Raw genomic sequence first — 23,316 nt, 5'->3', positions numbered from 1 at the left:
TCAGGACTCCAGGACCACCAGGTCCAGTCGGGGGTCGGCGGCTACGACGTCGCACATGCCGAGCACCTCGTTGACGATGCGCCGGGTCTCGGGCTCCACGTCGCCCAGGACCCGGCGCAGCTCCGCGGCCGTCTCCAGGACGTGCACATGCTTCGCGTACCCGTCGATGTGGCCCTCGATGCCGCGCAGGGGGATGCCCAGCTGCCGCTCGCCGAGGCGGCGCAGCGAGTAGTAGGTGTCGAGCCCGTTGCGCGCGAGGTCGAACTCCGCCCGCTCGAGTTCCTCCTCGGTCACGTCGACGGTGATGTGCGCGGCCGACCGGTGGTCCAGGAGGGCGTGGAACAGTCGCCAGCTGGCGCGCATCCGCTCCGGCGACACGTACCCGCCCGACAGCAGGATGGACAGGTCCTCGCGGGTCGGCCGGTTGTTGGCAACGGTGAACTCCGGCGCCCTGCGCATGAGCGGTAGGAAGGCCCGACGGCGGTGCGGCTCCTCCGGGAACGCGACGCGTGCGGCGGCGATCAGTTCCTCCGCGAGGTCCCCATCGGCGCCGAACATGTCACGCACGTCGTCGATCGCGACGGCGTAGAAGTCCACCATGCTCGGCAGCCTAATGTCGCGCCCATGACGGGGAGCGGAAACATGCGAACATTGCCCGGCCAGGCGCGGCAGCCCCCGCGGGGCCCCCGTCGGGGAGCGCGTAGACTGACGCCAAATGAACCCTCGCGCCCGCAAACTGATCGTCACCGCCACGCTGCTGGTGGTCATTGCCGTGGTGATCATCGGCGCGATCGTCACTTCCCACTAGGCTGGGCCCGCCATGAACCGACGTTTCCGAGCCGTGCTCGCCGCGGGCGTGATCCTGGCGGCCACTGCGTCCGCCTCCGCCTCCGCGGCGTTCACCGTGCCCCCCGACCACGTGGGTGAGATCGTCGGCATGGCGTGGGACGAGGAGACCGCGCGGCTGTGGCTCGCGGGGGAGGAGGCCGACGACGGCACCCTCATCGGACTCACCGAGGACGGCGAACAGGCGCAGCTCACCTGGAACGCGGACATCGCGTCCGTCGAGGCGCTGGCGCTGTCGGGCGGAGCGCTCTTCGTCGGCGACCTCGGCAACCCCGACCTCGACCGCGACACCCTCACGATCTTCCGCTTCGGCGACACCCAGCCCGGCCGTAAGCAGTACCGCGCCTACGTGCTCGAGTACCCGGACGGGCCCCGCGACGCGCAGGCGATGATGGTCTCCGGCCGCGGACGGATCTACATCGCGACGACCGGGGACGACCCCGGCATCTACCGGGCGCCCGAGAACCCGTCGCGCACCAGCACCGACACCCTGACCCGCGTGGCGGACGCGCCCGAGGGCGTCACCGACGGCGTCTTCCTCGACGACGGGAGCACGCTCGTGCTGCGTGCGGCCGACGGGGTCCATGTCATCGACGCCTTCTCCTGGGAGACCGAGGCCGTCGAGACGTACGTGAACGGCCCGGAAGGGGAGTCCGTGGCGGCGATGGGCGACACGCTCCTGTTCAGCGCCGGCGGCGTGGTCCGGGAGGCGGAGGTCCCCACCAGCGACACCACCACCACGCTCGAGCCCGTCGCGTCTCCGGAGCCGTCGCCGGAGCCCTCCACGCCGGTACCCACCGGCGCCGAGGGCACGCCGTCGCCCGCACCCACGGCCGGACCCGCCGCCCCGACGGGCGCCACCCCACGCAACACGGGCACCCTCGTCGCACTCGTCGTCGCCGGGGTCGTGGCGATCGCGGCCGGCGCGACGACCTACTTCGTAAAGGGCTAACTGAGCCACCGCGCGTGCAAGCATGGGGGCCTGGACCGCCAGGAGGGGCAGGCGCGCGTTCACCGTTCGTTCACCGTCTGCTGCACTGGCCGTCACTTCGACGCAATAGTTTCGGGTCGGGCGCTCCGTCGCGTCCGTCCCCAAGTCAGTAAGGATCATCAGTGCGTTCAGAACGAAAGATCTGGGCCGGGCTGCTCGCCGCCGCCGTTGCCGGCACCACCTGGTTGGTGCCCCAGACGGCGAGCGCCGCCGCGTCCGACCTCATCATCAGCGAATACGTGGAGGGATCGAGCTTCAACAAGGCAATCGAGCTCTTCAACGGCACCGAATCGACGATCGACCTCAGCCAGTACCGACTGGCGCTGTTCTCCAACGGGGGCACGACGCAGACCGCGAGCGTGACGCTGACCGGGACCTTGGCCCCCGGCGACGTGCACGTCGTGGCGCACGGCGACGCGACCCTCGGCGGCTTCTCGCCCGACCAGCGCAACTCGTCGGCGATCAACTTCAACGGCGACGACGCGGTCGTGCTGTACAAGGGTGACGCCGTCATCGATTCCTTCGGCCAAGTGGGCGTCCGCGCCAACTTCGGGACGGACGTCACGCTGGTCCGCAACGCGTCGGTCACCGCGGGCGACACGAACACCACCGACGCGTTCTCCGCGGCCGCGGAGTGGGCGTCGTACCCTTCGAACACGTTCTCGTACCTCGGCAGCCACACGATGGACGGCGTGACGCCGGGCGAGGACCCGACGGATCCGGGTGAGGACCCGACCGATCCTGTCGACCAGTGCGAGCTCGAGGCCACCGCCATCGGCGCGGTCCAGGGCTCCGGCGATGCCACGACGATGGGCGGCCAGAGCGTGACCGTGCAGGGCGTCGTCGTCGGCGACTTCCAGACCGGTGGCTTCAACGGCTACTACCTGCAGGACGAGGGCGACGACGACCCCGCCACCTCCGACGGCATCTTCGTCTTCGACCGCAACCAGCTCGCGGGCGACGTGGCCGAGGGCGACGTCGTGCGCCTCACCGGCACGGCCTCCGAGTACTTCGGCATGACCCAGCTCACCGCGACCGCCGCCGTCGACTGCGGCGAGGGCGCGCTGCCCGAACCCACGGTGATCGACTTCCCGAACACCGACTTCGAGCGCTACGAGGGCATGTACGTGACCTTCGCCGAGCCGCTCACCATCCTCGAGCTCTACCAGTACGGCCGCTACGGGCAGATCGCGGTCGGCCCTGAGCGCCAGTTCCAGGCCACCGCCCTCTACTCGCCCGAGACCGCGGAGGCCCGCGCCGAGTACGAGGCGAACCTCGTCAACCGCGTCCTCATCGACGACGGCCGCTCGACGCAGAACCCCTCGGCCATCCACCCGGCCACGCTCGAGCCGCTCACCATGGACACCCTGTTCCGCGCCGGTGACCGGATCGACGGCGTCGCCGGCGTGCTCGACTACCGCTTCGACAACTGGGCGATCCAGCCCACCACTGCCGGGACGATCGAGCACGTCAACGAGCGCCCGTCGGTGCCCGAGGTGGGCGGCGACTTCCAGGTGGGCAGCTTCAACGTGCTCAACTACTTCACGACACTCGGCTCCCGCGGGGCCGAGACGGCGGAGGAGTTCGAGCGCCAGGAGGCCAAGATCGTCACGGCCATCAACAAGGCCGACGCCGCGATCATCGCCCTGAACGAGATCGAGAACAACGGCACCGCCGTCGGCGTGCTGGTCGAGGCCCTGAACGAGGCCGCCGGCTACGAGAAGTGGGCCGCGCTCGAGACGGGCGTGATCGGCACCGACGAGATCACCACCGCGTTCATCTACCAGCCGGCCATCGTGCGGACCGTCGGTGACTTCGACACCCTCACCTCGGCCGACGATCCCCGCTTCGACGACACCCGCAGCCGCCCGACGCTGGCCCAGACCTTCGAGCACCTCGCCAGCGGCGAGCTCATCACCGTGGCGGCCAACCACTTGAAGTCGAAGGGCTCCGCCTGCGGCGACCCCAGCGAGGCCACGCTGGGCTACCTCGTCGGCAACTGCAACGAGACCCGGACCGAGGCCGCCGAGGCGATGGTCGACTGGCTCGAGGGCGACACGATCGGCGTCGAGAAGACGGAGAACATCCTCATCGTGGGTGACCTCAACTCGTACGACCACGAGGACCCGATCAAGGTCTTCGAGGCCGCCGGCTACACCGACCTGACCAAGCTGTACGAGGGCGAGCGCGCCTACTCGTACGTCTTCGACGGCCAGCTCGGCTACCTCGACTACGCACTCGCCAACGAGGCGCTGCTCGACAACGTCACCGGCACCGAGACGTGGCACATCAACGCCGACGAGCTACCGCTCATCGACTACACGATGAAGTTCAAGGCGCCCGCGGAGGATGCGCTCTACGCCCCCGACGAGTTCCGCTCGTCCGACCACGACCCCGTCCTGGTCGGCGTCGACTTCGACGAGCCGCAGGCGGACCTCGTCCTCAACGAGGTCAAGCCGACGGGTCGCCTCGCCTTCGTGGAGCTCCTGAACGCCGGCGACGGCGACGCCGATCTCGACGGGCTGACCCTGACGGATGGCCGCGGTCGGACCTACGAGCTCAGCGGCACGCTGGAGGCCGGCGCCTACCTGGTCCTCGACCAGGAGGATCTGGGCTTCAAGCTGCGCGGCGAGGACACCGTCGTGATCTCCGACGGAGAGGGCGCCGAGGTCGACTCGTTCGCGTGGGAGGGCGCCCCGGGCAACGGGTCGTACAGCCTCTGCGACGGCGAGTTCGTCCGGGCTGAGGCGACCGCGGGCGCGATCAACGCCTGCGTCGTCGACGGCTGACCGCACGACCGCACACGAACGGGGAGGGCCCCAGCCGATCCGCCTGGGGCCCTCCCTCGTCGTCCGGGATCAGTGGCAGCGCTCGATCACGTAGTTCAGGCAGTCGGTGAGCGCGGCGACGTCGGAGGGCTCCACGCTGGCGTAGCAGCCGATCCGCAACTGGTTGCGCCCGAGCGAGCGGTACGGGTCGACGTCGACGATGCCGTTGTCGCGGAGCACGCTGATCACGTAGGCGGCGTCGATGCTGGCGTCGAGGTCGATCGTCGCGACGACGGAGGAGCGCGCGGACGGATCCTCGACGAAGGGCGTGGCGAAGTCGTGGGCGTCGGCCCAGCGGTAGACGATGTCGCTGCTGGTGCGGCAGCGGTCGGCGACGGCGGCAAGGCCGCCGAGGTCCAGCATCCACCGCAGTTGCGCCTCGAGGAGGAGCAGCGTCGCGATCGACGGCGTGTTCAGCGTCTGCTGCTTGCGCGAGTTCGCCACCGCCGTGGTGAAGTCGAGCATCTGCGGGATCCAGCGCCCGGTGGCGATCCGCTCGGCGCGCTCCACCGCGGCGGGGGAGGCGAACGCCAGCCACAGTCCCCCGTCGGAGGAGAAGTTCTTCTGCGGGGCGAAGTAGTAGAGGTCGGTGTCGGCCAGCTCCACCTCGATGCCGCCGGCCGCTGAGGTGCCGTCGACGAGGGTGAGCCCCTCCCCGACGCGACGGACCGGCGCCATGACGCCCGTGGAGGTCTCGTTGTGCGCCCAGGCGTGCACGTCGGCGTCGCCCGCCGACGGCACCGCGACCGAGCCGGCGGGTGCCTCGTCGACGTCCGGCTCACCAAGGAACGGCGCCTTCCGCGACGCCTCGGCGAACTTCCGGCTGAACTCCCCGAACACCCCGTGGGCGGACTTCTCCTCGATGAGCGAGAACGTGGCCATGTCCCACACCAAGCTGGCGCCGCCGTTGCCGAGCACCACCTCGTACCCGTCGGGCATGGCGTACAGCTCTGCCAGCATCGACTGGACCCTGCCGACGAGCTCGCGCACCGGCGGCTTGCGGTGGGAGGTGCCGAGCACGTCCGAGCGCGACACCAAGTAGTCGAGCGCCTCGGGCCGCACCTTGGCGGGCCCTGAACCGAACCGTCCGTCCTGCGGAAGCAAATGAGGGGGGATCTGCACGTGGCCATTCTGGCACTACTGATTGAATGGGGCCCATGCAGAGTCTCGCAGTCGCCCGCGCGGTCACCCGCGACGGGGTGTTGACCGATGTCCGAATCAGCTTCGAGGACGGCCGGATCGCCGCGATCGAGCCGGGGGCGGGCGACGGGGCGGCCCCCCTCTGGGCGGTTCCCGGCTTCGTCGACACCCACTGCCACGGCGCGGTCGGCGTGAGCTTCGGCGACCCCGACCCCGCCGCCAACCGGCGCGCCCGCGACTTCCACCTCGCCCACGGGACCACCACCCTCTTCGCGAGCACGGTCACCCGCTCCCTGGAGGACCTCGAGCGCGAGTCGGCCGCGCTCCGGGCGCTGTTCGACGAGGGCGTCGTCGACGGCATCCACCTCGAGGGCCCCTTCCTCGCGGAGGCGAAGAAGGGCGCCCACGCGGCCGAACTCCTCGTCGACCCGACACCGGAGGCCGTGGAACGGCTCCTGGCCGCCGGGGGCCCGGCGCTGAAGATGATCACCATGGCGCCCGAGCGTGCCCACGCGATGGAGGCCATCCGGCGGTTCCGGGAGGCGGGGGTCGTCGTCGCCTTCGGGCACACCGACGCCGACGCCGACACCTGCCGGGCCTCCATCGACGCCGGTGCCACTGCGGCGACCCACCTGTTCAACGCGATGAACGGCATCCACCACCGCGTCCCGGGCCCGGTGCCAACGCTGTTGCACGACGAGCGCGTCCTCGCCGAGCTGATCTGCGACGGCGTGCACCTCCACCCGGACGTCATCCGGCTCGCGCACGAGGCCGCAGGCCCCGATCGCATCGCGCTGGTCACCGACGCCATGAGCGCCACCGGCTCGGCGGACGGCGCCTACAAACTGGGCGGGCTCGACGTCATCGTGCGCGACGGCGTCGCCCGCCTCACCACCGCCGACGGCAGCCCCGGCGCCATCGCGGGCAGCACCCTCACGATGGACGAGGCCTTCCGGTTCGTGGTGTCCGAGGTGGGCATCCCGATCCCCGAGGTGGCGCGCATGGCGGCCACCACTCCCGCTCGGTACCACGGGCTCACGGAGGTGGGCGAGATCGCCGTCGGCAAGCGCGCGGACCTCTGCCTCGTCGACGACGACGGCCGCCTCCAGAGCGTCGTCCGCGGGGGCGTGCACATCCCACCCGCCCGGTCCGCCTGAGGCGGCGGCGGAGTAGGCTGGCGACGATGAGCGACTTGATTGACACCACGGAGATGTACCTCCGCACGGTGTACGAACTCCTCGAGGAGGGCGTGCCACCGTTGCGCGCGCGGATCGCGGAACGCCTGCACCAGTCGGGCCCGACGGTGTCGCAGACGGTGGCCCGCATGGAGCGCGACGGGCTGCTCGTCGTCGCCCCCGACCGGACCATCAAGCTCACCCGCGCCGGCGACCAGCTCGCGCGCGAGGTGATGCGCAAGCACCGGCTCGCCGAGCGGCTGCTCACGGACGTGATCGGGCTCGAGTGGGAGAAGGTCCACGACGAGGCCTGCCGCTGGGAGCACGTGATCTCGGTCGACGTGGAGCGCCGTCTCGTGCAGATCCTGGGCGAGCCCACCACGTCGCCCTACGGCAACCCCATCCCGGGCCTCGACCAACTGGGCCTCCACCTGCCCCACCAGCGTTTCCGCGACGGCGTGGTGAGCCTCGCGGAGGCCGCGGCCGACGGCGCCACCCGCGTGCGCCTGGCGCGGATGAGCGAGAATCTCCAGGCCAACGACGAGCTCCTGTCCCTGATCGCGGACACCGGCCTGCGGCCGGGGATCGAGTGCGAGGTCACGGAGATCGCGGGGGGCGTCGAGCTGCGCTGCGGCGACAACGGCCTGAAGCTCGCCGCCGCCGACGCCGAGCTGCTGTTCGTGGCGGTGCCCAACGGTGAATGACAAGCGGCTGCGCTGGATCATGTCCCACCGGCCCGGCGCGGTCGAGTCGGTGATGGAGCGCAGCTTCGGCGGGTCCAAGACACCGTACGACTGGCTCGCCCGCTCGGTGTCGTCGTCGGCGAAGAAGGTCCTGGTCGTGCACTGCGGTTCCGGCGGGATGGTGGAGCACCTGAAGCAGGAGGGGCGCTTCATCGTCGGGCTCGACTGGTCCGAGAGCTCCATCGAGGAGGCGCGACGGCGCGGCCGCAACGTGCTGGTGCAGGCGGACGCGAACTACCTGCCGTTCCACTCCGAGTCCTTCGACGCGGTGGTCAGCGACTTCGGGCTCGGGGTCAACGAGAACCGGCAGTTGCTGCTGCTCGAGGCGGCCCGCGTGCTCCGCCCCGGCGGCATGTTCGCCGCGCTCGCCCCGTCGCTGCGTCCCATGAACCTCGACGACGCCCGCCGCGTCGCCCGTCTGGCGCGACAGCTGAGGGTCACGCCGCACCTTCCGGGCGACACCGAGTTCCGCGCCGTGCCGCTGCTGACGATGGCCGGCCTGCAGAAGGTGGAGGACGCCCGTGCCCGGTTCTACTTCGATGTCCGCAACCGCGACGACGCGGAACTGCTGATCGGCGGCCTCCGCCCCACCGAGGACGTGGAGCGCGCGAGGCAGGCGGTGAACTACCTTGCCGAGCGCGTGAAGGAGCACACGGTGCGCCTGCCGCTGCCCATGCGGAGGCTCCTGGCGATCAAGTGAAGGAATAAAGTGGACCGCCACAGCGTTTTCCCAGGACATCCACGGAAGGGGACTAAACATGGCGACCACCGCCTTGACCGCTGAGAACTTCGCGAGCACCGTCGAGGAGAACGAGGTCGTGCTGGTCGACTTCTGGGCCGACTGGTGCGGCCCGTGCAAGCGTTTCAGCCCGATCTACGAAGAGGCCTCGCAGCGTCACGACGACGTCGTGTTCGCGAGCGTGGACACCGAGGATGCGCGGGACCTGTCCGCGGCCCTCGAGATCCAGTCGATCCCGACGATCATGGGCTTCCGCCGTGGCCAGCTGGTCTTCCGCCAGTCCGGCCTCCTCACCGGCAAGCAGCTGGACTCGCTGATCGAGCAGATCAAGGAGCTCGACATCGACGCGCTGCTCGCCGAGGCGAAGGCCGCCGAGGGCAAGAACTGACACTCGGTCCAAGCAACACCCGCCGATCCCTCACGGGACGGCGGGTGTTTTCGTTGAAATGGCAGCCATGGGGGACCCCGGTGCGGGGGCCGGAGAAGGGGGTTCTAAGCTGAAAACTACGACACAGGGTCGTAGGAGGCGGCGATGGAGCACCAACGTAAAGACATGACCGTTCTGCCGGATCTCGCGAAGGAGCGGGGCCGGGTGGGACCGGTCCGGGAACGCAGGCCGGTGTACCTCGACATGCTGCCGCCGTGCAACGCCGCGTGTCCCGCGGGCGAGAACATCCAGGAGTACATGCGTCTGGTGAAGGCGGGCCAGGCCAAGGAGGCCTGGCTGCAGCTGGTGCAGGACAATCCGTTCCCGGCCATCCATGGGCGCGTCTGCTACCACCCGTGCGAGACCAGCTGCAACCGCGGCGACCTGGACGCGCCCGTGTCGATTCGGTCCGTCGAGCGCTACCTGGGCGACCTCGCCATCGCGGAGGGCTGGAGCTTCCCGCCGCCCCGCCGCCGCTCCGGGCGTCGGGTGATGATCGTGGGCGCCGGCCCGTCCGGGCTCTCGGCGGCCTACCACCTGACGAGGCTGGGCCACGGCGTCGAGATCTTCGACGCGGGCGACGAGCCGGGCGGGATGATGCGTTACGGCATCCCCGAGTACCGGCTCCCGCGTGACGTCCTGGACGCCGAGATCGCGCGGCTCGTGGAGATGGGCGTGGTCATCCACATGAACAGCCCGGTCAAGGACCTTGAGAAGGCGAAGCGCGAGGGCGTGTTCGACGCGGTGTTCGTCGCCGTCGGCGCCCACATCTCCAAGCGGGTCGACATCCCCAGCATGGACGCGTCGCGCATCGTTGACGCCGTCAGCTTCCTGCGCGACGTCGCCTCCGGCGAGCGGCCCATCATCGGCCGGCGCGTGGCCGTCTACGGCGGCGGCAACACCGCCATGGACGCGGCACGCGTCGCGAAGCGGCTCGGCGCGGAGGAGTCGGTGGTGGTCTACCGGCGCACTCGCGAGCAGATGCCCGCCCACGAGGACGAGGCGGTCGACGCCGAGAACGAGGGCGTGCGGATGAACTGGCTGCGCACCATCACGTCCATGGGGGAGGAGGGGCTCACCGTCGAGGTCATGGAACTCGACGAGGAAGGCCGGGCCCGCGGGACCGGCCGCTTCGAGAAGCTCGAGGCGGACACCGTCATCCTGGCCGTGGGCCAGCGCGCCGACACCGAGTTCCTCAAGAAGATCCCCGGCATGCAGTTCGACGACGACGTCGTCGAGGTGGACCCGGAGACCCTGATGACGGCCGTCCCCGGAATCTTCGCCGGCGGCGACGCCGTCCCCTCGGACCGGACCGTCACCATCGGCACCGGCCACGGCAAGAAGGCCGCGAAGCGGATCGACGCCTGGCTCAACATGGAGACCGCCGACCGTCGCCCGAAGCACCCGGTGGTGACCTTCGACCAGATGAACGTGTGGTACTTCGGTGAGCACGACCGGCGCAAGAACCCCGAGGCCGACGTCGAGACCCGCGTTCAGGACTTCACCGAGATCGTCCGCGGCCTCACCGCCCAGGAGGCCCGCTTCGAGGCCGGCCGCTGCCTGAGCTGCGGCAACTGCTTCGAGTGCGACGGCTGCTTCGGCGCGTGCCCGGAGGACGCGATCATCAAGCTCGGGCCGGGCCGGCGGTACCGCATCGACTACGAACTCTGCACCGGCTGCGCCACCTGCTACGAGCAGTGCCCGGTGCACGCCATCGAAATGATTCCGGAGGGCAACGCATGACCAGGGCGATCATCGACGGCAACGAGGCCGCGGCCGACGTGGCCTACCGGCTGAGCGAACTGTGCTCGATCTACCCGATCACGCCGTCGTCCACCATGGCTGAGCTGGCCGACGAGTGGGCCGCGCACGGGCGTCGCAACATCTTCGGCACCGTGCCGACCGTCATCGAGATGCAGTCCGAGGGCGGCGCTGCCGGCGCAATGCACGGCGCGCTCCAGGCGGGGGCCCTGTCTACGACGTTCACCGCCTCCCAGGGACTGCTGCTCATGATCCCGAACATGTTCCGGATCGCGGGCGAGCTCACCTCGTCGGTGTTCCACGTCGCGGCGCGGTCGTTGGCGACCCAGGGACTGTCGATCTTCGGCGACCACCAGGACGTGATGGCGGTGCGGCAGACGGGCGTGTGCCTGCTGAGCTCGTCGAGCGTCCAGGAGGCGCACGACATGGCCGCGATCTCCCACCGCGCCACCCTCGACGCGCGCGTGCCGTTCGTGCACTTCTTCGACGGCTTCCGCACCTCGCACGAGCTCAACACGCTGACCAAGCTCACCGACGAGGAGCTGCGCGCGTTCGTGCCCGAGTCGCTCGTCCTCGAGCACCGGTCGCGGGCGCTGAGCCCCGCGCACCCGTTCATCCGGGGTACGGCGCAGAACCCCGACACCTACTTCCAGTCGCGCGAGACCGCGAACCCGTACTACGCGGCGGTGCCCGGCATCGTCGAGCGGGCGATGCGGGAGTTCGAGGGGCTCACCGGCCGCCGCTACGGCCTCGTGGAGTACCACGGCCACGAGCAGGCGGACCGGGTGGTCGTGATCATGGGTTCCGGCGTGGAGACGGTGCGCGCCACCGTCGACCACCTCGTCGCGGCCGGCGAGCGTGTCGGCGTCGTCTTCGTCCGGCTCTACCGGCCCCTGCCCGTGGAGGCACTGCTCGCTGCCATCCCTGCCACCACCAGCAGGGTCGCGGTGCTCGACCGCACCAAGGAGTCGGGCGCCGCGGGGGAGCCGCTCTACCTCGACGTGTCGTCCGCCCTTGGCGAAGCCGTCATGTCCGGCCGCCGCGACACCCTGCCCCTGGTGATCGGCGGGCGCTACGGCTTGTCCAGCAAGGAGTTCACGCCCGCGATGGCGAAGGCGGTGTTCGACGAGCTCGCCAAGGAGTCGCCCAAGGCGAGGTTCACCGTCGGGATCCACGACGACGTCACCCACCTCTCGCTCGACTACGACCCCGGGTTCGACCTCGCTGACCCGGAGACCCTGTCGGCGGTCTTCTACGGGCTCGGTTCGGACGGCACGGTGGGCGCGAACAAGAACACCATCAAGATCCTCGGCTCCAGGGACGGCACCTACGCGCAGGGCTACTTCGTCTACGACTCGAAGAAGTCCGGCTCGCGGACGGTGTCGCACCTGCGGTTCGGGCCCAACCCGATCCGGGCGCCCTACCTCGTGGGGCAGGCCGGGTTCATCGGCTGTCATCACTGGTCGATCCTGGAGCGCGTCGACGTGCTCGAGTTCGCGCGGCCGGGGGCGACGCTGCTGCTGAACTCGCCGTACGGCGACCAGACGTGGTCGCGGCTCCCCGAGCCGGTGCAGCGCCGGATCATCGAACTCGGGCTCAGCGTGTACGCCATCGACGCCGGGGCCGTGGCCCGGGCCGCGGGGCTCGGTTCCCGGACCAACACCATCCTGCAGACCTGTTTCTTCGCGATCTCCGGGGTGCTGCCCCGCGAGGAGGCGATCGAGGCGATCAAGCACGCGATCACCAAGACCTACGCCCGCAAGTCGGCAGAGGTCGTGCGGAAGAACCACCTCGCGGTCGACCAGGCCGTGCAGAACCTCGTGCAGGTCACCCCGGGCGAGGCCTCGTCGCACGGGCTCCTGCCCCCGGTCCCCGAAGGTGCGCCGGAGTTCGTCCGCACCGTGACCGCGGAGATGCTCGCCGGGCGTGGCGACTCGCTGCCGGTGTCCGCGCTGCCGGCCGACGGCTCCTACCCTTCGGGCACCACTAAGTACGAGAAGCGCAACATCTCGGACATCGTCGCTGTGTGGGACCCGGAGGCGTGCATCCAGTGCGGCAACTGCGCCTTCGTCTGCCCGCACGCGGTCATCCGCGCGAAGACGTACCCCACGTCCGCCGCCGAGGGGACTCCCGACGGGTTCCTTTCGGCCCCGCTGAACGCGGTCGGCCTCCCGGACACCAGCTACACGCTCCAGGTCTACGCCGAGGACTGCACGGGTTGCGGGCTCTGCGTCGAGGCCTGCCCCGTGCGGCCCATCGGCCAGCCGCACCGTCGCGCGATCAACCTCGAGCCCAAGCTCGACCGCGAGCCCGAGAAGCGGGCGGTGGAGTACTTCGAGTCGATCCCGTACAACGCCCGGGAGCGGGTCGACTTCGGCACGGTCCGCGGCACGCAGTTCCTGGAGCCGCTGTTCGAGTTCTCGGGCGCCTGCGCGGGCTGCGGGGAGACGCCGTACCTGAAGCTCCTCACACAGCTGTTCGGCGACCGGCTCATGGTGGCCAACGCGACCGGCTGCTCGTCGATCTACGGCGGCAACCTCCCCACCACGCCGTGGTCGAAGAACGCCAAGGGCCGGGGGCCCGCGTGGTCGAACTCGCTGTTCGAGGACAACGCGGAGTTCGGGCTCGGCATGCGGCTCGCCGCCGACGTGCACCGCGACCTCGCCCGCGCCAGGCTCAGCGAGCTGCGCGAGGCGATCGCCGACGACGAGCTCGTCGACGGGCTGCTGGAGAACGAGCAGCGGGCCAGCTCCGACCTCGTTGCCCAGCACGAGCGGGTGGAGCGGCTGCTCGACCGGCTCACGCAGCTCGACGGGCCGGCGGTGGCGGACCTGCTGAGCGTCGCGGACCACCTCGTCCGGCGGTCCGTCTGGATCGTCGGCGGCGACGGGTGGGCCTACGACATCGGTGCCGGTGGCGTCGACCACGTGCTCGCCTCGGGCCGCAACGTCAACATCCTCGTGCTCGACACCGAGGTCTACTCCAACACCGGCGGCCAGGCGTCCAAGTCGACGCCGCTCGGCGCGGTGGCGAAGTTCACCTCGGGCGGCAAGCTGACGAACAAGAAGGACCTGGCGCTGCAGGCGACCGCCTACGGATCGGTGTACGTGGCCCGGGTGGCGATGGGCGCGGACCCGCAGCAGACGCTGAAGGCGTTCCGCGAGGCCGAGTCGTTCGACGGGCCGAGCCTGATCATCGCCTACAGCCACTGCATCGCGCACGGCTACGACCTGCGCGACGGCCTCGACCAGCAGTACAAGGCGGTGAACTCGGGGCACTGGCCGCTGATGCGGTACAACCCCGTGATCCGCGAGCGGGGCGGCAACCCCTTCCTGCTCGACTCGCCGCGGCCAAGGCTCACGCTGGAGGAGTACCACGCCCACGAGCTGCGGTTCAAGGCGCTGAAGGCCGCCAACCCGCAGGAGGCCGAGCGGCTGCTCGCGCTCGGCCAGGCGCAGGTGGACCGTCGTTGGCAGGAGTACGAGGAGCTCGCCACCAAGGGTGCCGAGCGGTTCGCGATGGATGCGAGGGAACGCTCATGAATCTGGAGACCAACTACCTGGGGCTCACGCTGAGGAATCCGGTCGTGGCCTCGGCCGGGCCGTTGAGCCAGACCGTCGCCGGCATCCGGGAGCTCGGCGACGGGGGAGTGGGTGCGGTCGTCGTCTACTCCCTGTTCGAGGAGCAGCTCCGCCGCGAGGCCGAGCGGCTCACCCGCCTGGAGACGCAGTTCGAGGACATGTTCGGGGAGGCCACGTCGTTCTTCCCCGAGGTGCCGAACGAGGGCGCCCATCCGGCGCACCGGTACCTGAGGCTGATCGAGGACGCGGCGCGCGTCAGCGAGGTGCCCGTGATCGCCTCGCTCAACGGCGTCTCCGTCGGCTCCTGGATCGACACCGCCCGCCAGCTGCAGGACGCGGGCGCGGCGGCGATCGAACTCAACATCTACTTCGTGCCCGGGGACCTGCGGACCACCAGTGCCCAGGTGGAGCAGCGACACGTCGAGATCGTGTCGGCGGTGAAGCAGTCGGTGAGCGTGCCGGTCGCGGTGAAGCTCAGCCCCTACTTCTCGTCGCCCGGCCACATGTGTGTCGAGCTCGACCGGGCGGGCGCCGACGGGCTCGTGCTCTTCAACCGGTTCCTGCAGCCTGACATCGACATCGACCGCTTGGAGATGGTGTCCGGAGTGACGCTGTCGAGTCCCAACGAGGCTCGGCTGCCTCGGACGTGGATCGCGATCCTGCGCGGGCACGTGCGGGCTTCGCTGGCGGCCACGACCGGCGTCGAGACGCCGGAGGACGTCATCAAGTACATCCTCGCCGGCGCCGACGTGGTGATGACCACCTCCGCGCTCGTGCGGCACGGGGCCGGCTATGCGCTCGACCTCGTGGTCGGGCTGGAGGACTGGCTGACGTCCCGCGGCCTCACGCTGGAGCAGGCGCGCGGGATGCTCGCGATCCCGGAGGCGGCCTCCGCGGACGCCTTCGAGCGGGCCGGCTACGTGGATGCGCTGCAGAAGGCGAAGTCGACGTACGGAAGCCTCGTTTAGCAGTTTGGGCGCCTCCCCAGGCGCATGCGGGGAAGGGAGAAGGTGGCGGCCTCGGTTGGATTCGAACCAACGGCACCCGCTTTAGGAGAGCGGTGCTCTATCCCCTGAGCTACGAGGCCATCTCGCGTATCGTAGCCGGTACCGGCCCGGCGAGACGAACGCGGGGGCCGGCCCGCGAAAAATTCCAAGGAGGAAGCACGTGTCCCAGGAGGGTCTGCAGGAAGCACGCACCAAGATGGAACGAGCGGGGGTCTCGGCCCCGGCCATCGAGGTGTTCACGAACTTCTATCAGCAGCTCGAGTCGGGCGCGACGGGCGTGATCCGTGAGGACGACATCGACCCCCTCGACGAGCCGACGCGGCTCGCCGACGTGCAGGTCAGCGACGAGCAGGCCCGCGAGGCGCTCGACAAGCTCGTGGTGATCAAGCTCAACGGTGGCCTCGGCACCTCCATGGGGCTCGAGAAGGCGAAGACGCTCCTCGAGGTCCGAGAGGGGCTCACGTTCCTCGACCTGGTGGCGAAGCAGGTGATCTCCGCCAGGGAGCATCACGGCGCCCGCCTCCCCCTGCTGTTCATGACCAGCTTCCGCACCGACGCGGACACCAAGGAGTACCTCGCCCGCTATCCCGACCTCACAGTGGACGGCGTGCCGCTCACGTTCCTGCAGAACCAGGAGCCCAAGCTGCGGGCCGACGACCTGACCCCGGTGGAGTGGCCGGCCGACCCCTCGCTGGAGTGGTGTCCGCCCGGCCACGGTGACCTCTACCCGGCGCTCGAGGGCTCGGGCGTGCTCGACGCGCTGCTCGCGGCCGGCTTCAAGTACGCCTTCGTCTCCAACGGCGACAATCTCGGCGCGGTGCCCGACGCGCGGCTCGCCGGCTGGTTCGCGAGCTCGGGCGCCCCCTACGCCGCCGAGGTCTGCCGCCGCACAGTCAACGACAAGAAGGGCGGCCATCTGGCGATCCGGAAGTCCGACGGCCAGCTGATCCTGCGGGAGACCGCGCAGACCGACCCGGCGGACATGGGGCACTTCACCGACGAGCACCGCCATCCCTACTTCCACACCAACAACCTCTGGTTCGACCTCGAGAGACTCCGGGCCACGCTCACCGAGCGGGGATCGGTGCTCGGCCTCCCGCTGATCCGGAACGAGAAGACCGTCGACCCCAAGGACCCGGGCTCCACGCCCGTGATCCAGATCGAGTCGGCCATGGGCGCCGCGGTGGAGGTCTTCGAGGGGGCGACGGCGATCGCGGTCGGGCGGGAGCGGTTCCTGCCCGTCAAGACCACCAACGAACTGCTGCTGCTCCGCTCGGACGTGTACGAGCTCGACGAGGGCGGGCACCTCGTCGCCCAGACTGACCACTCGCCGGAGATCTCGCTGGACCCGGAGCACTACAAGAAGGTGGACGCGTTCGCGGAGCGCTTCCCCCACGCGCCCTCACTGAGGGAGGCGACCAGGCTGACCGTCGAGGGCGACTGGACGTTCGGCAAGGATGTCCGCGTGGTCGGTGACGTGACATTGGATGACCGGGGGGAGAAGCAGAAGGTGCCCGAGGGCACCGTGCTGACATGAGCGATCCTGCAGATTTCGCGGCCGAGCTGGGCCGCGCGTTGACCGGGGAGACGCTCCCCCTGACCTCTCCGCTGCTCGAGGACCTGGTGGGCGACCTCCGGGACCTCGGGTGGGGAGCCGAGCAGCTGGGCCTGCTCCGCCAGGCACGTCAGGAGTCCGGAGAGCCCTGGCCGTTCCCGGTCCGCCGAGACGTGGTCGCGGAGGTGGGGTTCGCGGTGTTCCACGCCCGGTTGGCAGCGCTGCGGGACGCCCTCGGCCTCACCGGTCTCCAGACGATGCAGCGGGCCAGCCGGGCGCTGACGGCGGAGGAACGCCGCCTGGCCGCCGACCGCCCGCCGCACTGGGGCTAGCTGCGCTGCGCCTTGAGGAGGTCGCGGATCTCCGTGAGCAGCAGCTCCTCGTTGGAGGGGGTGACCTCCTCCACCTTCTCGTAGCGGCGCTTGACGGCGTTGTAAGGCTTGACGACGCCGAAGTAGATCACGGCCGACAGGATCAGGAACGCGACGAGGGCGGTGATGAAGACCCCGACGTTGATCGGGCCGATCGCGACCTCGGAGAAGTCCGGCTGGCCGCCGAGGAGGCCGATGACGTCGAGGATGATCTGGGTGAACGCCGTGACCACGGTGGCGAACGCGCCACCCATGATGAAGGCGACGGCCAGCTCGACGAGGTTGCCGCGCATGATGAATTCCTTGAAGCCCTGCATTGGGTCTCCTCCCGGGTGAGTGCGCGCGACGCGCGCGCTGACCCCATTGTGGGCGAGCGGAGGGGCGGAGCGCGGAGGAACCTGCCGTGCCGCTCACAATGCACCGAGGACGATCACCAACTGACCCGATTGGCCGAGTGCCGCCACCTCCCCGGCCACCTCGCTCGGGACCTCGACGACGACCATCCCACTGCCCGATGGGAGGGACAGCCCACCGCCCTCCTGGGACGGCAGCTTCGCGACGCGCGCGGAATCGGTGACCACCTCGGGGCGTTCTCCGAGTGCGACGAGCAGGCTCACCGTCGTCCCGGGCTCAAGGAGGGAGCGCAGGGCGGGGTCCTGCACCGCAATCGGCACCAGCGCCCGGCCGTCGCGCGAGGGGTCGGAGGAGAGCATCGTCGAGCGCGTGAGGACCTGACCCGCCTCGAGCGCGATGGCCGTGGTGGAGCCCACCACCGCGTCGGGGTCCCTCAGCGTGCCGGGCGTCACGAGGCGCGGGGGCGCCTCCGTCAGCGTGACGTCTCCGGCAGAGATCGTGTGGCCGACCGGGAGCGGGCGGGCCGCGACGAGCACCGGCTCACCGGGTGGCGGCGACTGCACGACCGACACCACGCCGGCCACGCACAGACCCGCGAGGACGGCCGCGACCGCGCGGCGGTGCCAGCTGACGAAGGAGGCGATGCGGTGGAGCAGCTTCATGCCCCACTGTGGTCACGGATCCGGGCCGACGCCCGGTTTCCACAGGCCCGTCGGGTCAGGCCGCGCTGGTGGCGGGGCTGGACTCCGTCGTCTTCTTCTCCGCCGGCTTGGGGGCGGAGGAGGAGGAGGACTTCTGGGACGCCCGGTTGTCGGTCTTGTAGAAGCCCGAGCCCTTGAAGACCACGCCGACGGCGCCGAAGACCTTGCGGAGATCGCCCTGGCACTCGGGGCAGACGGTCAGCGCGTCGTCGGTGAACTTCTGCTGGACCTCAAGATCGGCGCCGCAGTCGTTGCATCGGTACTGGTACTTGGGCAAGACGGAACCTCCCGGGGAAAAACGTGTGCGCGCCCATGGTACGCCGCGCAGGCGAGTTCTTCCGCATCAAGGGCGTGCGCTGGGAGCGAACCGTCACAGGAGGTGGACGCCGCTCTCGGTGACGTACCCGTCGACGGGCAGGTCGTGGGGCTCCCTCGGCACGGTGTCGACGACCTCCACGTCCCGGCTCCAGGCGAGGACCGTCGCGTCGTCGCGGCGATGGCGCAGCGCGCGGTCGTACCAGCCGCCGCCCACCCCGAGCCGGTAACCGGCACGGTCCACCAGCAGGCAGGAGGCGATCACCACGTCGGCCTCGACCAGCGACCCGGCCCCGAGGAGGGGCCCGGCGGGGGTCGGGATCCCCTGCCAACCGGCCCGCATGGCGTCCCAGCCCCGGAACCTGGCCCAGTCCACCTCGCGGCGGATCACGGGGACGCGGACCTCCCAGCCGAGGGCGCCCAGCGCGTCGATGAGCGACGAGGTGCCCGGCTCCCCGGGGAGGCTGGCGTAGGTGGCGAGCACCCCGGGCCGCTGGGGCAGCCAGGCGAGGAAGTGCCGCAGCCGGGCTCCGTCCTCCGCGGCGAGCGCATCCGGGCTGCGGTTTGCGCGCACCGCCGCACGAAGTGCGGGTTTGGCCTCAGTCACCCGTCTATCGTATGGGCATGGCTTGGTTTGGTCGGAAGAAGGAAGCGCCCCTCGAGGTCGAAGAGGTCGAGGTGGCGCCGAGCCTGCCCGAGCCACCCCCGCTGAACGAGGCGGGCCTGCGGTCCATGCAGGACCACGTCGACTACCTGCTGGGCCTCGTCGAGCCGCTCAACCCCTTCGGGATGGGGCTCCTCGAGGCGTGGGACCAGGTCCTTTGCGAGGACCTCGAGTCCCTCGTCGACGTCCCCGCCCACACCACCGCGCTCGTCGACGGCTACGCCGTCCGTGCCGCCGACCTGGTCGACGAGGACAACCAGCGGGTCGAGAGCATGCAGTTGTTCGACGGGGAGGGGCGCATCCCCGTCGGCGCCATCAAGCACGTCACCGTGGGGGAGAAGCTGCCCCCGGGTGCCACGGCCGTGCTGCCATCCACCTTCATCGCGCTGGAGGGCGAGCTCGCCCGAGTCTTCGAGACCGTCACCGACGGCGAGTACGTCCGCAGCGCCGGCGAGCACCTGTCCGCCGGCGAGCCGCTGATGCGGGTCGGTGAGGTCGTGGGTGCCCGGCACATCGGCCTCCTCGCCGGCGCCGGCATCGACAAGGTGTTCGTGCGGCCGAAGCCGAGGGTCGTCGTCGTTGGCTCGGGCGAGGGGCTCGTGGAGCCCGGACGACCCGTCGATGCCGACCAGACGATCGACGCGAACTCGTTCCTCATCGCCGCTGCGGCGCGGGCCGCGGGAGCTCGCGTGTTCCACATCGTCGTCGGCTCCAACAACCATGCGGAGCTGGCACAGCACGTGACCGACCAGCTGATCCGCGCGGACCTCGTCATCTCCACCACCGGCGGGCGCCGGGAGGACTACGAGGCGATGGTCCAGACGATGTCGGGCATCGGGTTGGTCGACTCCGCCCAAGTGGCCATGACCCCGGGCCGCACGCAGACCTTCGGTCTCATCGGGGAGGACAACATCCCGATGATCATGCTCCCCGGAAACCCGGTGAGCGCCTACGTGTCGTTCCAGGCGTTCGGCTGGCCGCTGATCCGCAAGCTGGCGGGCGCCGACCCGCAGCGCAAGCTGCACCGCGGCATCGCGCGGACCGGCTTCCGTTCCTTGGAGGGCCAGACCCACCTCCTGCGGGGCATCGTGACGAACGAGTCCGGCATCAACCGCGTCGCCCAGGTCTCCCGGCAGCACGCACTCAGCGAGCTCGCCGAGGCCAACGTGCTGATCGTGCTCGACGAGCAGACGGCCCAGGTCCGCGCCGGCGAATCCGTCTACTACTGGAAGCTCGACGAGGACTGAGCCCGACACGCTTCCCCACGGGCAGCCAAATCACATCGATGTTGTTAACGTGGGCGCATGCTCGCCGGACTCCTCATCGCCGCCCTCCTCGTGGCCGGTTTGGCGTTCGCGGTTCCGTGGATCTCCGCCCAACGGCACAACCCCGACGACTTGGCGGAGGAGCCCACCGAGCGGTTCTCGCAGTCGATGCGGATCCTCCAGCGTGACGTCGTCGAGTACGGCGACCCGAGTGCCGTGTCGACCCCGCTCACCCGTGCCTCGGAGTTCTACGGCCTACACATGACCGCCAAGCAGGCCGCGAAGCGCCGGCTCGTCGTGCTGGCGTCGCTGGCCGGCACCGGCATCGTCCTCGGCGTGCTCACGGCGCTCGGCATCCTGCCGTGGTGGTCCGCGCTGGTGCCCGTCGCCCTCATCGCGGTGTTCCTCGGCATCGCACGGTTCAGCGTCGTCGACATGCACCGCCGCCTCGACGCCTACGCCGCCAGCCTCGAGACGGGCTTCGGCGACGACGAGGACACCGAGGTCATCGAGTTGCAGCAGGAGGACACCGAGCCGACCGAGTTCTCGGTCGATCTCTCGGCGCCGACCGGCCGGGGCGCCTTCTGGGACCCGGTCCCGGTGACCGCGCCCACCTACGTGCAGCAGCCGCTGCTGCCCCGCACGGTCCGCACGATCGACCTCTCCGCGCCCGTCGTCGCCTCCACCCCGCTGGTGCCCACCGCGGACCGCCCGGACGCCTACGTGCCGGAGGAGTCGCTGCGGCCCGCCGTCGGCGAGTGAGCGGCGATCAGTCGAGCAGGTAGTCCGCGGCCGTGACGGCCATGCGCGCGTGCTCGTGGGCGACGCCCGGGACGACGACGAGCCGCCAGCCGAAGTCCGCGTCGAGTTTCCCCGCCAGTTCCCTGCCCGACTCGTAGAACGCCCGGCCGCGCTCGAATCGGGTGCTGCCCTGGCGCAACGTGTGCTCGTCGTCCCGGCGGAACTCCTGGCCATGGTCCGCCCCGCCCAGCATGACGACCAGGTCGCGGGCGAGGAAGGCCGTGAGGTCGGTCTTCGGGGCACGCTCGAAGCCGTACGGGAAGGGACGGCGGCGGCGCGGCATCGTGTACCAGCCCGCGTTCGCCGCCACTGCTCGGTCAACAGGCGCAGCGGGGGTGAAGGCGAGATACCGGTGCACGAACTGCGCACCGGCCGAATGGCCGTACATCCGGAACGTCCCAGGAGTGCCGCCCAGTCGCTTCACCGCGTCCTCGACGAGCGGCGCCACCATCGCGAAGGTCCACTTGCGCCGAGGGCGGTGGCGGGTGAACGTCGGATCGATGGTGCCGCCGAGGTTGTAGGAGTGGGTGTCGGGGAACCGCTCCCCGGAGAACAGCGGCGCCACGACGATCGCGTCGCGTCCCGCGATCAGGGGTACCCACGCGTCGCGATAGGCGTCCGCGTTGCGGCGCACCCCGTGCATGACCGCGATCACGGTCGCCCTCGTCGGATCGCCGGACGCAGCCGTGTAGACGCGCACCCTCGGGAAGCCGCGCATCTTGAAGGAGTGGGCATGGAGCCGGACGTCCCCCTGCGGGAAGGAGACGACATGGGACCTGCCGAACACGTCGGCCAACGGGCGGGGGAACTGCATCAGGCCGGTCGGAGTTCCAGGAGCCGGGCTCCCGCGCCGTCCTCGAGCAGCCAGATGCTGCCGTCGGGCGCTTCCTCCACCGCGCGGACGCGCTCGCCCATCTCCCACTCGTCGACGATGTCGGCATTCTCGCCGTCGAGGGCGACGCGCACCAGCGTCTCGCCGGAGAGCCCCCCGAGCAGTGCGCTGTTGCGCCACCCCGCGAAGAGGTCGCCCTCGTAGATCTCGAGGTTGCCGGGCGAGATCGAGGGGGTCCAGAAGGCCTTCGGGGCCTCGAACCCGTCGCCCTCGCGGTGGTCCGGGATGTCGCGACCGTTGTAGTGGCTGCCGTTGCTGGCCTCGGGCCAGCCGTAGTTGGCCCCGGGGACGATCCGGTTCAGTTCGTCGCCGCCCTCCGGCCCCATCTCGGACGACCACAGGGTGCCGTCGACGTCGAAGTCGAGCCCGAGCGGGTTGCGGTGACCGATGCTCCAGAAGGAGCTCTCGACGCCCTCGTCGCCGAACGGGTTGTCCGGGGCGGGGGTCCCGTCCAGGGACAGCCGCAGGATCTTGCCGAGGTTCGTGCCGTTGTCCTGCGCCGGATCCATCTCCTGGCGGTCGCCGGAGGTCAGGTAGAGGAGGTCGTCGGCGATCGCGATCCGCAGGCTGAAGTGGCCGTCACCGCCCGCCGGGTCCTGCTCCCAGATGACGTCGAGGTCCTCGAGAGCCGCGTTCGCGATGTCCAGTGTGCCGAGGCCCAGCATGCCGTGCGGACCCTCGTCGCCGCGGGTGACCCAGCTCACGTAGATCCTGCCGTCGGTCTCGAACGAGGGGGCCGGCTTCACGTCGTGCAGGCCGGCCTGGCCCTCGTGGTAGACCTCGGGCACGCCGCTGACCTCCCGGACCTCGCCGGTGGACTGGTCGCGCAGCTTCATGGCGCCGCCGCGCTCGTTGATGAGCAGCAGGTCGGTGCCGGGGAGGAACTCCATGGCCCAGGGCTCCGTGAACTTCCCGTGCTCGGTGGTGCGGAACTCCCGCACCGGGGCGACGTCCGGCGAGGGCTCCTCCGACTGGGGCGATTCGGACGGCGACTCCGCGGGCGAGGCGCTCGGTGACGCGCTGGGCGGGTCGCTCGGGTTGGCGCTGGCGGGGGGAACGGGGCTCGTCGGGGCATCCTCCGGGGCCTGGTCACCGTTGGCGCATGCGGCCAGTGACAAGGACATCAGCGCTCCCCAGGCGAGTACTCGTCGCATGAAGCG

Annotated in this window: 21 protein-coding genes and 1 tRNA gene; 13 read left to right on the top strand and 9 right to left on the bottom strand. The window is 70.3% G+C overall.

The annotated features are described in order from the left end of the window. Entirely contained in the window at positions 1 to 600 is a 600-nt protein-coding gene (locus BLR46_RS07880) for a hypothetical protein (RefSeq protein WP_093250677.1), read from the bottom strand. Between the two features lie 220 nt (positions 601 to 820). Between BLR46_RS07880 and BLR46_RS07875 the strand changes: the two genes are divergently transcribed. After that, positions 821 to 1,798: a hypothetical protein gene (locus BLR46_RS07875; RefSeq protein WP_093250675.1), complete on the top strand. Its 978-nt coding sequence runs from the start codon at positions 821 to 823 to the stop codon at positions 1,796 to 1,798. Between the two features lie 161 nt (positions 1,799 to 1,959). Beyond that, complete coding sequence (locus BLR46_RS07870) at positions 1,960 to 4,626, top strand: ExeM/NucH family extracellular endonuclease (RefSeq protein WP_093250672.1); 2,667 nt, start codon at positions 1,960 to 1,962, stop codon at positions 4,624 to 4,626. Positions 4,627 to 4,695: 69 nt separating this feature from the next. On the opposite strand, the gene serC is transcribed toward BLR46_RS07870, so the two are convergent. Then, positions 4,696 to 5,787, bottom strand: a complete 1,092-nt coding sequence (serC, locus tag BLR46_RS07865) for a phosphoserine transaminase (protein WP_093250668.1) — start codon at positions 5,785 to 5,787, stop codon at positions 4,696 to 4,698. 35 nt (positions 5,788 to 5,822) lie between these two features. On the opposite strand from serC, the gene nagA reads away from it, so the two are divergent. From nagA to BLR46_RS07830, 7 genes are all read left to right on the top strand, one after another. Continuing rightward, a complete protein-coding gene (nagA, locus tag BLR46_RS07860) occupies positions 5,823 to 6,962 on the top strand; it encodes an N-acetylglucosamine-6-phosphate deacetylase (protein ID WP_425441383.1) in 1,140 nt (379 codons plus the stop codon). 26 nt (positions 6,963 to 6,988) lie between these two features. After that, positions 6,989 to 7,684 carry an iron-dependent transcriptional repressor DtxR gene (locus tag BLR46_RS07855; protein ID WP_093250663.1) on the top strand — a complete coding sequence of 232 codons (696 nt, stop codon included), beginning with the start codon at positions 6,989 to 6,991 and terminating at the stop codon, positions 7,682 to 7,684. Further along, positions 7,677 to 8,423, top strand: a complete 747-nt coding sequence (locus BLR46_RS07850; RefSeq protein ID WP_093250661.1) for a class I SAM-dependent methyltransferase — start codon at positions 7,677 to 7,679, stop codon at positions 8,421 to 8,423. The genes BLR46_RS07855 and BLR46_RS07850 overlap by 8 nt, the downstream gene beginning before the upstream one ends. A gap of 58 nt (positions 8,424 to 8,481) precedes the next feature. Further along, positions 8,482 to 8,850 (top strand): thioredoxin, encoded by a 369-nt coding sequence (gene trxA, locus BLR46_RS07845; protein WP_093250658.1) that lies wholly within the window; start codon positions 8,482 to 8,484, stop codon positions 8,848 to 8,850. Positions 8,851 to 8,994: 144 nt separating this feature from the next. Then, positions 8,995 to 10,632 (top strand): NAD(P)-binding protein, encoded by a 1,638-nt coding sequence (locus BLR46_RS07840; RefSeq protein WP_093250657.1) that lies wholly within the window; start codon positions 8,995 to 8,997, stop codon positions 10,630 to 10,632. Further along, positions 10,629 to 14,192, top strand: coding sequence for a pyruvate:ferredoxin (flavodoxin) oxidoreductase (gene nifJ / locus BLR46_RS07835; protein ID WP_093250656.1), 3,564 nt, complete (start codon positions 10,629 to 10,631; stop codon positions 14,190 to 14,192). Before BLR46_RS07840 ends, nifJ begins: the two co-directional genes overlap by 4 nt. After that, positions 14,189 to 15,199: a dihydroorotate dehydrogenase-like protein gene (locus BLR46_RS07830; protein ID WP_093250655.1), complete on the top strand. Its 1,011-nt coding sequence runs from the start codon at positions 14,189 to 14,191 to the stop codon at positions 15,197 to 15,199. The genes nifJ and BLR46_RS07830 overlap by 4 nt, the downstream gene beginning before the upstream one ends. 43 nt (positions 15,200 to 15,242) lie before the next feature. Here the strand turns inward: BLR46_RS07830 and BLR46_RS07825 are convergent. Continuing rightward, positions 15,243 to 15,318 (bottom strand) — tRNA-Arg (locus tag BLR46_RS07825). A gap of 80 nt (positions 15,319 to 15,398) precedes the next feature. Here BLR46_RS07825 and BLR46_RS07820 point away from each other — a divergent pair. After that, positions 15,399 to 16,775 (top strand): UTP--glucose-1-phosphate uridylyltransferase, encoded by a 1,377-nt coding sequence (locus tag BLR46_RS07820; protein WP_093250654.1) that lies wholly within the window; start codon positions 15,399 to 15,401, stop codon positions 16,773 to 16,775. Next, positions 16,772 to 17,125, top strand: a complete 354-nt coding sequence (locus tag BLR46_RS07815) for a hypothetical protein (RefSeq protein ID WP_093250651.1) — start codon at positions 16,772 to 16,774, stop codon at positions 17,123 to 17,125. The genes BLR46_RS07820 and BLR46_RS07815 overlap by 4 nt, the downstream gene beginning before the upstream one ends. Here the strand turns inward: BLR46_RS07815 and mscL are convergent. The 4 genes from mscL to BLR46_RS07795 form a co-directional block, all read right to left on the bottom strand. Next, positions 17,122 to 17,481, bottom strand: a complete 360-nt coding sequence (gene mscL / locus BLR46_RS07810; RefSeq protein ID WP_093250648.1) for a large conductance mechanosensitive channel protein MscL — start codon at positions 17,479 to 17,481, stop codon at positions 17,122 to 17,124. The genes BLR46_RS07815 and mscL overlap by 4 nt on opposite strands. Positions 17,482 to 17,574: 93 nt before the next feature. Next, the gene (locus BLR46_RS07805; protein ID WP_093250646.1) at positions 17,575 to 18,180 is read right to left on the bottom strand and encodes an SAF domain-containing protein; all 606 of its coding nucleotides are present in this window, start codon (positions 18,178 to 18,180) and stop codon (positions 17,575 to 17,577) included. Between the two features lie 55 nt (positions 18,181 to 18,235). Beyond that, a complete protein-coding gene (locus BLR46_RS07800; protein WP_093250643.1) occupies positions 18,236 to 18,496 on the bottom strand; it encodes an FmdB family zinc ribbon protein in 261 nt (86 codons plus the stop codon). 93 nt (positions 18,497 to 18,589) lie between these two features. Further along, on the bottom strand, positions 18,590 to 19,141 hold the full coding sequence (locus BLR46_RS07795) for a 5-formyltetrahydrofolate cyclo-ligase (protein ID WP_176761699.1): 552 nt from the start codon (positions 19,139 to 19,141) through the stop codon (positions 18,590 to 18,592). A 17-nt stretch (positions 19,142 to 19,158) separates the two neighbouring features. Here BLR46_RS07795 and BLR46_RS07790 point away from each other — a divergent pair, with 17 nt between their 5' ends. Together BLR46_RS07790 and BLR46_RS07785 are read left to right on the top strand one after the other, a co-directional pair. After that, positions 19,159 to 20,445: a molybdopterin molybdotransferase MoeA gene (locus BLR46_RS07790; protein ID WP_176761698.1), complete on the top strand. Its 1,287-nt coding sequence runs from the start codon at positions 19,159 to 19,161 to the stop codon at positions 20,443 to 20,445. Between the two features lie 57 nt (positions 20,446 to 20,502). Continuing rightward, a complete protein-coding gene (locus BLR46_RS07785; RefSeq protein ID WP_093250639.1) occupies positions 20,503 to 21,225 on the top strand; it encodes a hypothetical protein in 723 nt (240 codons plus the stop codon). A gap of 7 nt (positions 21,226 to 21,232) precedes the next feature. On the opposite strand, the gene BLR46_RS07780 is transcribed toward BLR46_RS07785, so the two are convergent. Then, positions 21,233 to 22,078, bottom strand: a complete 846-nt coding sequence (locus BLR46_RS07780; RefSeq protein ID WP_093250636.1) for a hypothetical protein — start codon at positions 22,076 to 22,078, stop codon at positions 21,233 to 21,235. Next, positions 22,078 to 23,310 (bottom strand): PQQ-dependent sugar dehydrogenase, encoded by a 1,233-nt coding sequence (locus BLR46_RS07775; RefSeq protein WP_093250833.1) that lies wholly within the window; start codon positions 23,308 to 23,310, stop codon positions 22,078 to 22,080. The genes BLR46_RS07780 and BLR46_RS07775 overlap by 1 nt, the downstream gene beginning before the upstream one ends. Positions 23,311 to 23,316: the final 6 nt, after the last annotated feature.

Origin of the sequence: Tessaracoccus oleiagri (assembly GCF_900103275.1) — a bacterium.
GTDB classification, from domain to species: Bacteria; Actinomycetota; Actinomycetes; order Propionibacteriales; family Propionibacteriaceae; genus Arachnia; species Arachnia oleiagri.
The sequence above is the reverse complement of the archived record's forward strand: the minus strand, read 5'-3'. Positions and strand labels throughout refer to the sequence as shown.

What these genes read in the sequence shown, in the direction of transcription:
- BLR46_RS07880 (WP_093250677.1), bottom strand. Translation starts at nt 600, where the DNA reads ATGGTGGACTTCTACGCCGTCGCGATCGACGACGTGCGTGACATGTTC.
- BLR46_RS07875 (WP_093250675.1), top strand. Translation starts at nt 821, where the DNA reads ATGAACCGACGTTTCCGAGCCGTGCTCGCCGCGGGCGTGATCCTGGCG.
- nagA (WP_425441383.1), top strand. Translation starts at nt 5,823, where the DNA reads ATGCAGAGTCTCGCAGTCGCCCGCGCGGTCACCCGCGACGGGGTGTTG.
- BLR46_RS07855 (WP_093250663.1), top strand. Translation starts at nt 6,989, where the DNA reads ATGAGCGACTTGATTGACACCACGGAGATGTACCTCCGCACGGTGTAC.
- trxA (WP_093250658.1), top strand. Translation starts at nt 8,482, where the DNA reads ATGGCGACCACCGCCTTGACCGCTGAGAACTTCGCGAGCACCGTCGAG.
- BLR46_RS07840 (WP_093250657.1), top strand. Translation starts at nt 8,995, where the DNA reads ATGGAGCACCAACGTAAAGACATGACCGTTCTGCCGGATCTCGCGAAG.
- nifJ (WP_093250656.1), top strand. Translation starts at nt 10,629, where the DNA reads ATGACCAGGGCGATCATCGACGGCAACGAGGCCGCGGCCGACGTGGCC.
- BLR46_RS07830 (WP_093250655.1), top strand. Translation starts at nt 14,189, where the DNA reads ATGAATCTGGAGACCAACTACCTGGGGCTCACGCTGAGGAATCCGGTC.
- BLR46_RS07815 (WP_093250651.1), top strand. Translation starts at nt 16,772, where the DNA reads ATGAGCGATCCTGCAGATTTCGCGGCCGAGCTGGGCCGCGCGTTGACC.
- mscL (WP_093250648.1), bottom strand. Translation starts at nt 17,481, where the DNA reads ATGCAGGGCTTCAAGGAATTCATCATGCGCGGCAACCTCGTCGAGCTG.
- BLR46_RS07805 (WP_093250646.1), bottom strand. Translation starts at nt 18,180, where the DNA reads ATGAAGCTGCTCCACCGCATCGCCTCCTTCGTCAGCTGGCACCGCCGC.
- BLR46_RS07790 (WP_176761698.1), top strand. Translation starts at nt 19,159, where the DNA reads ATGGCTTGGTTTGGTCGGAAGAAGGAAGCGCCCCTCGAGGTCGAAGAG.
- BLR46_RS07785 (WP_093250639.1), top strand. Translation starts at nt 20,503, where the DNA reads ATGCTCGCCGGACTCCTCATCGCCGCCCTCCTCGTGGCCGGTTTGGCG.
- BLR46_RS07780 (WP_093250636.1), bottom strand. Translation starts at nt 22,078, where the DNA reads ATGCAGTTCCCCCGCCCGTTGGCCGACGTGTTCGGCAGGTCCCATGTC.
- BLR46_RS07775 (WP_093250833.1), bottom strand. Translation starts at nt 23,310, where the DNA reads ATGCGACGAGTACTCGCCTGGGGAGCGCTGATGTCCTTGTCACTGGCC.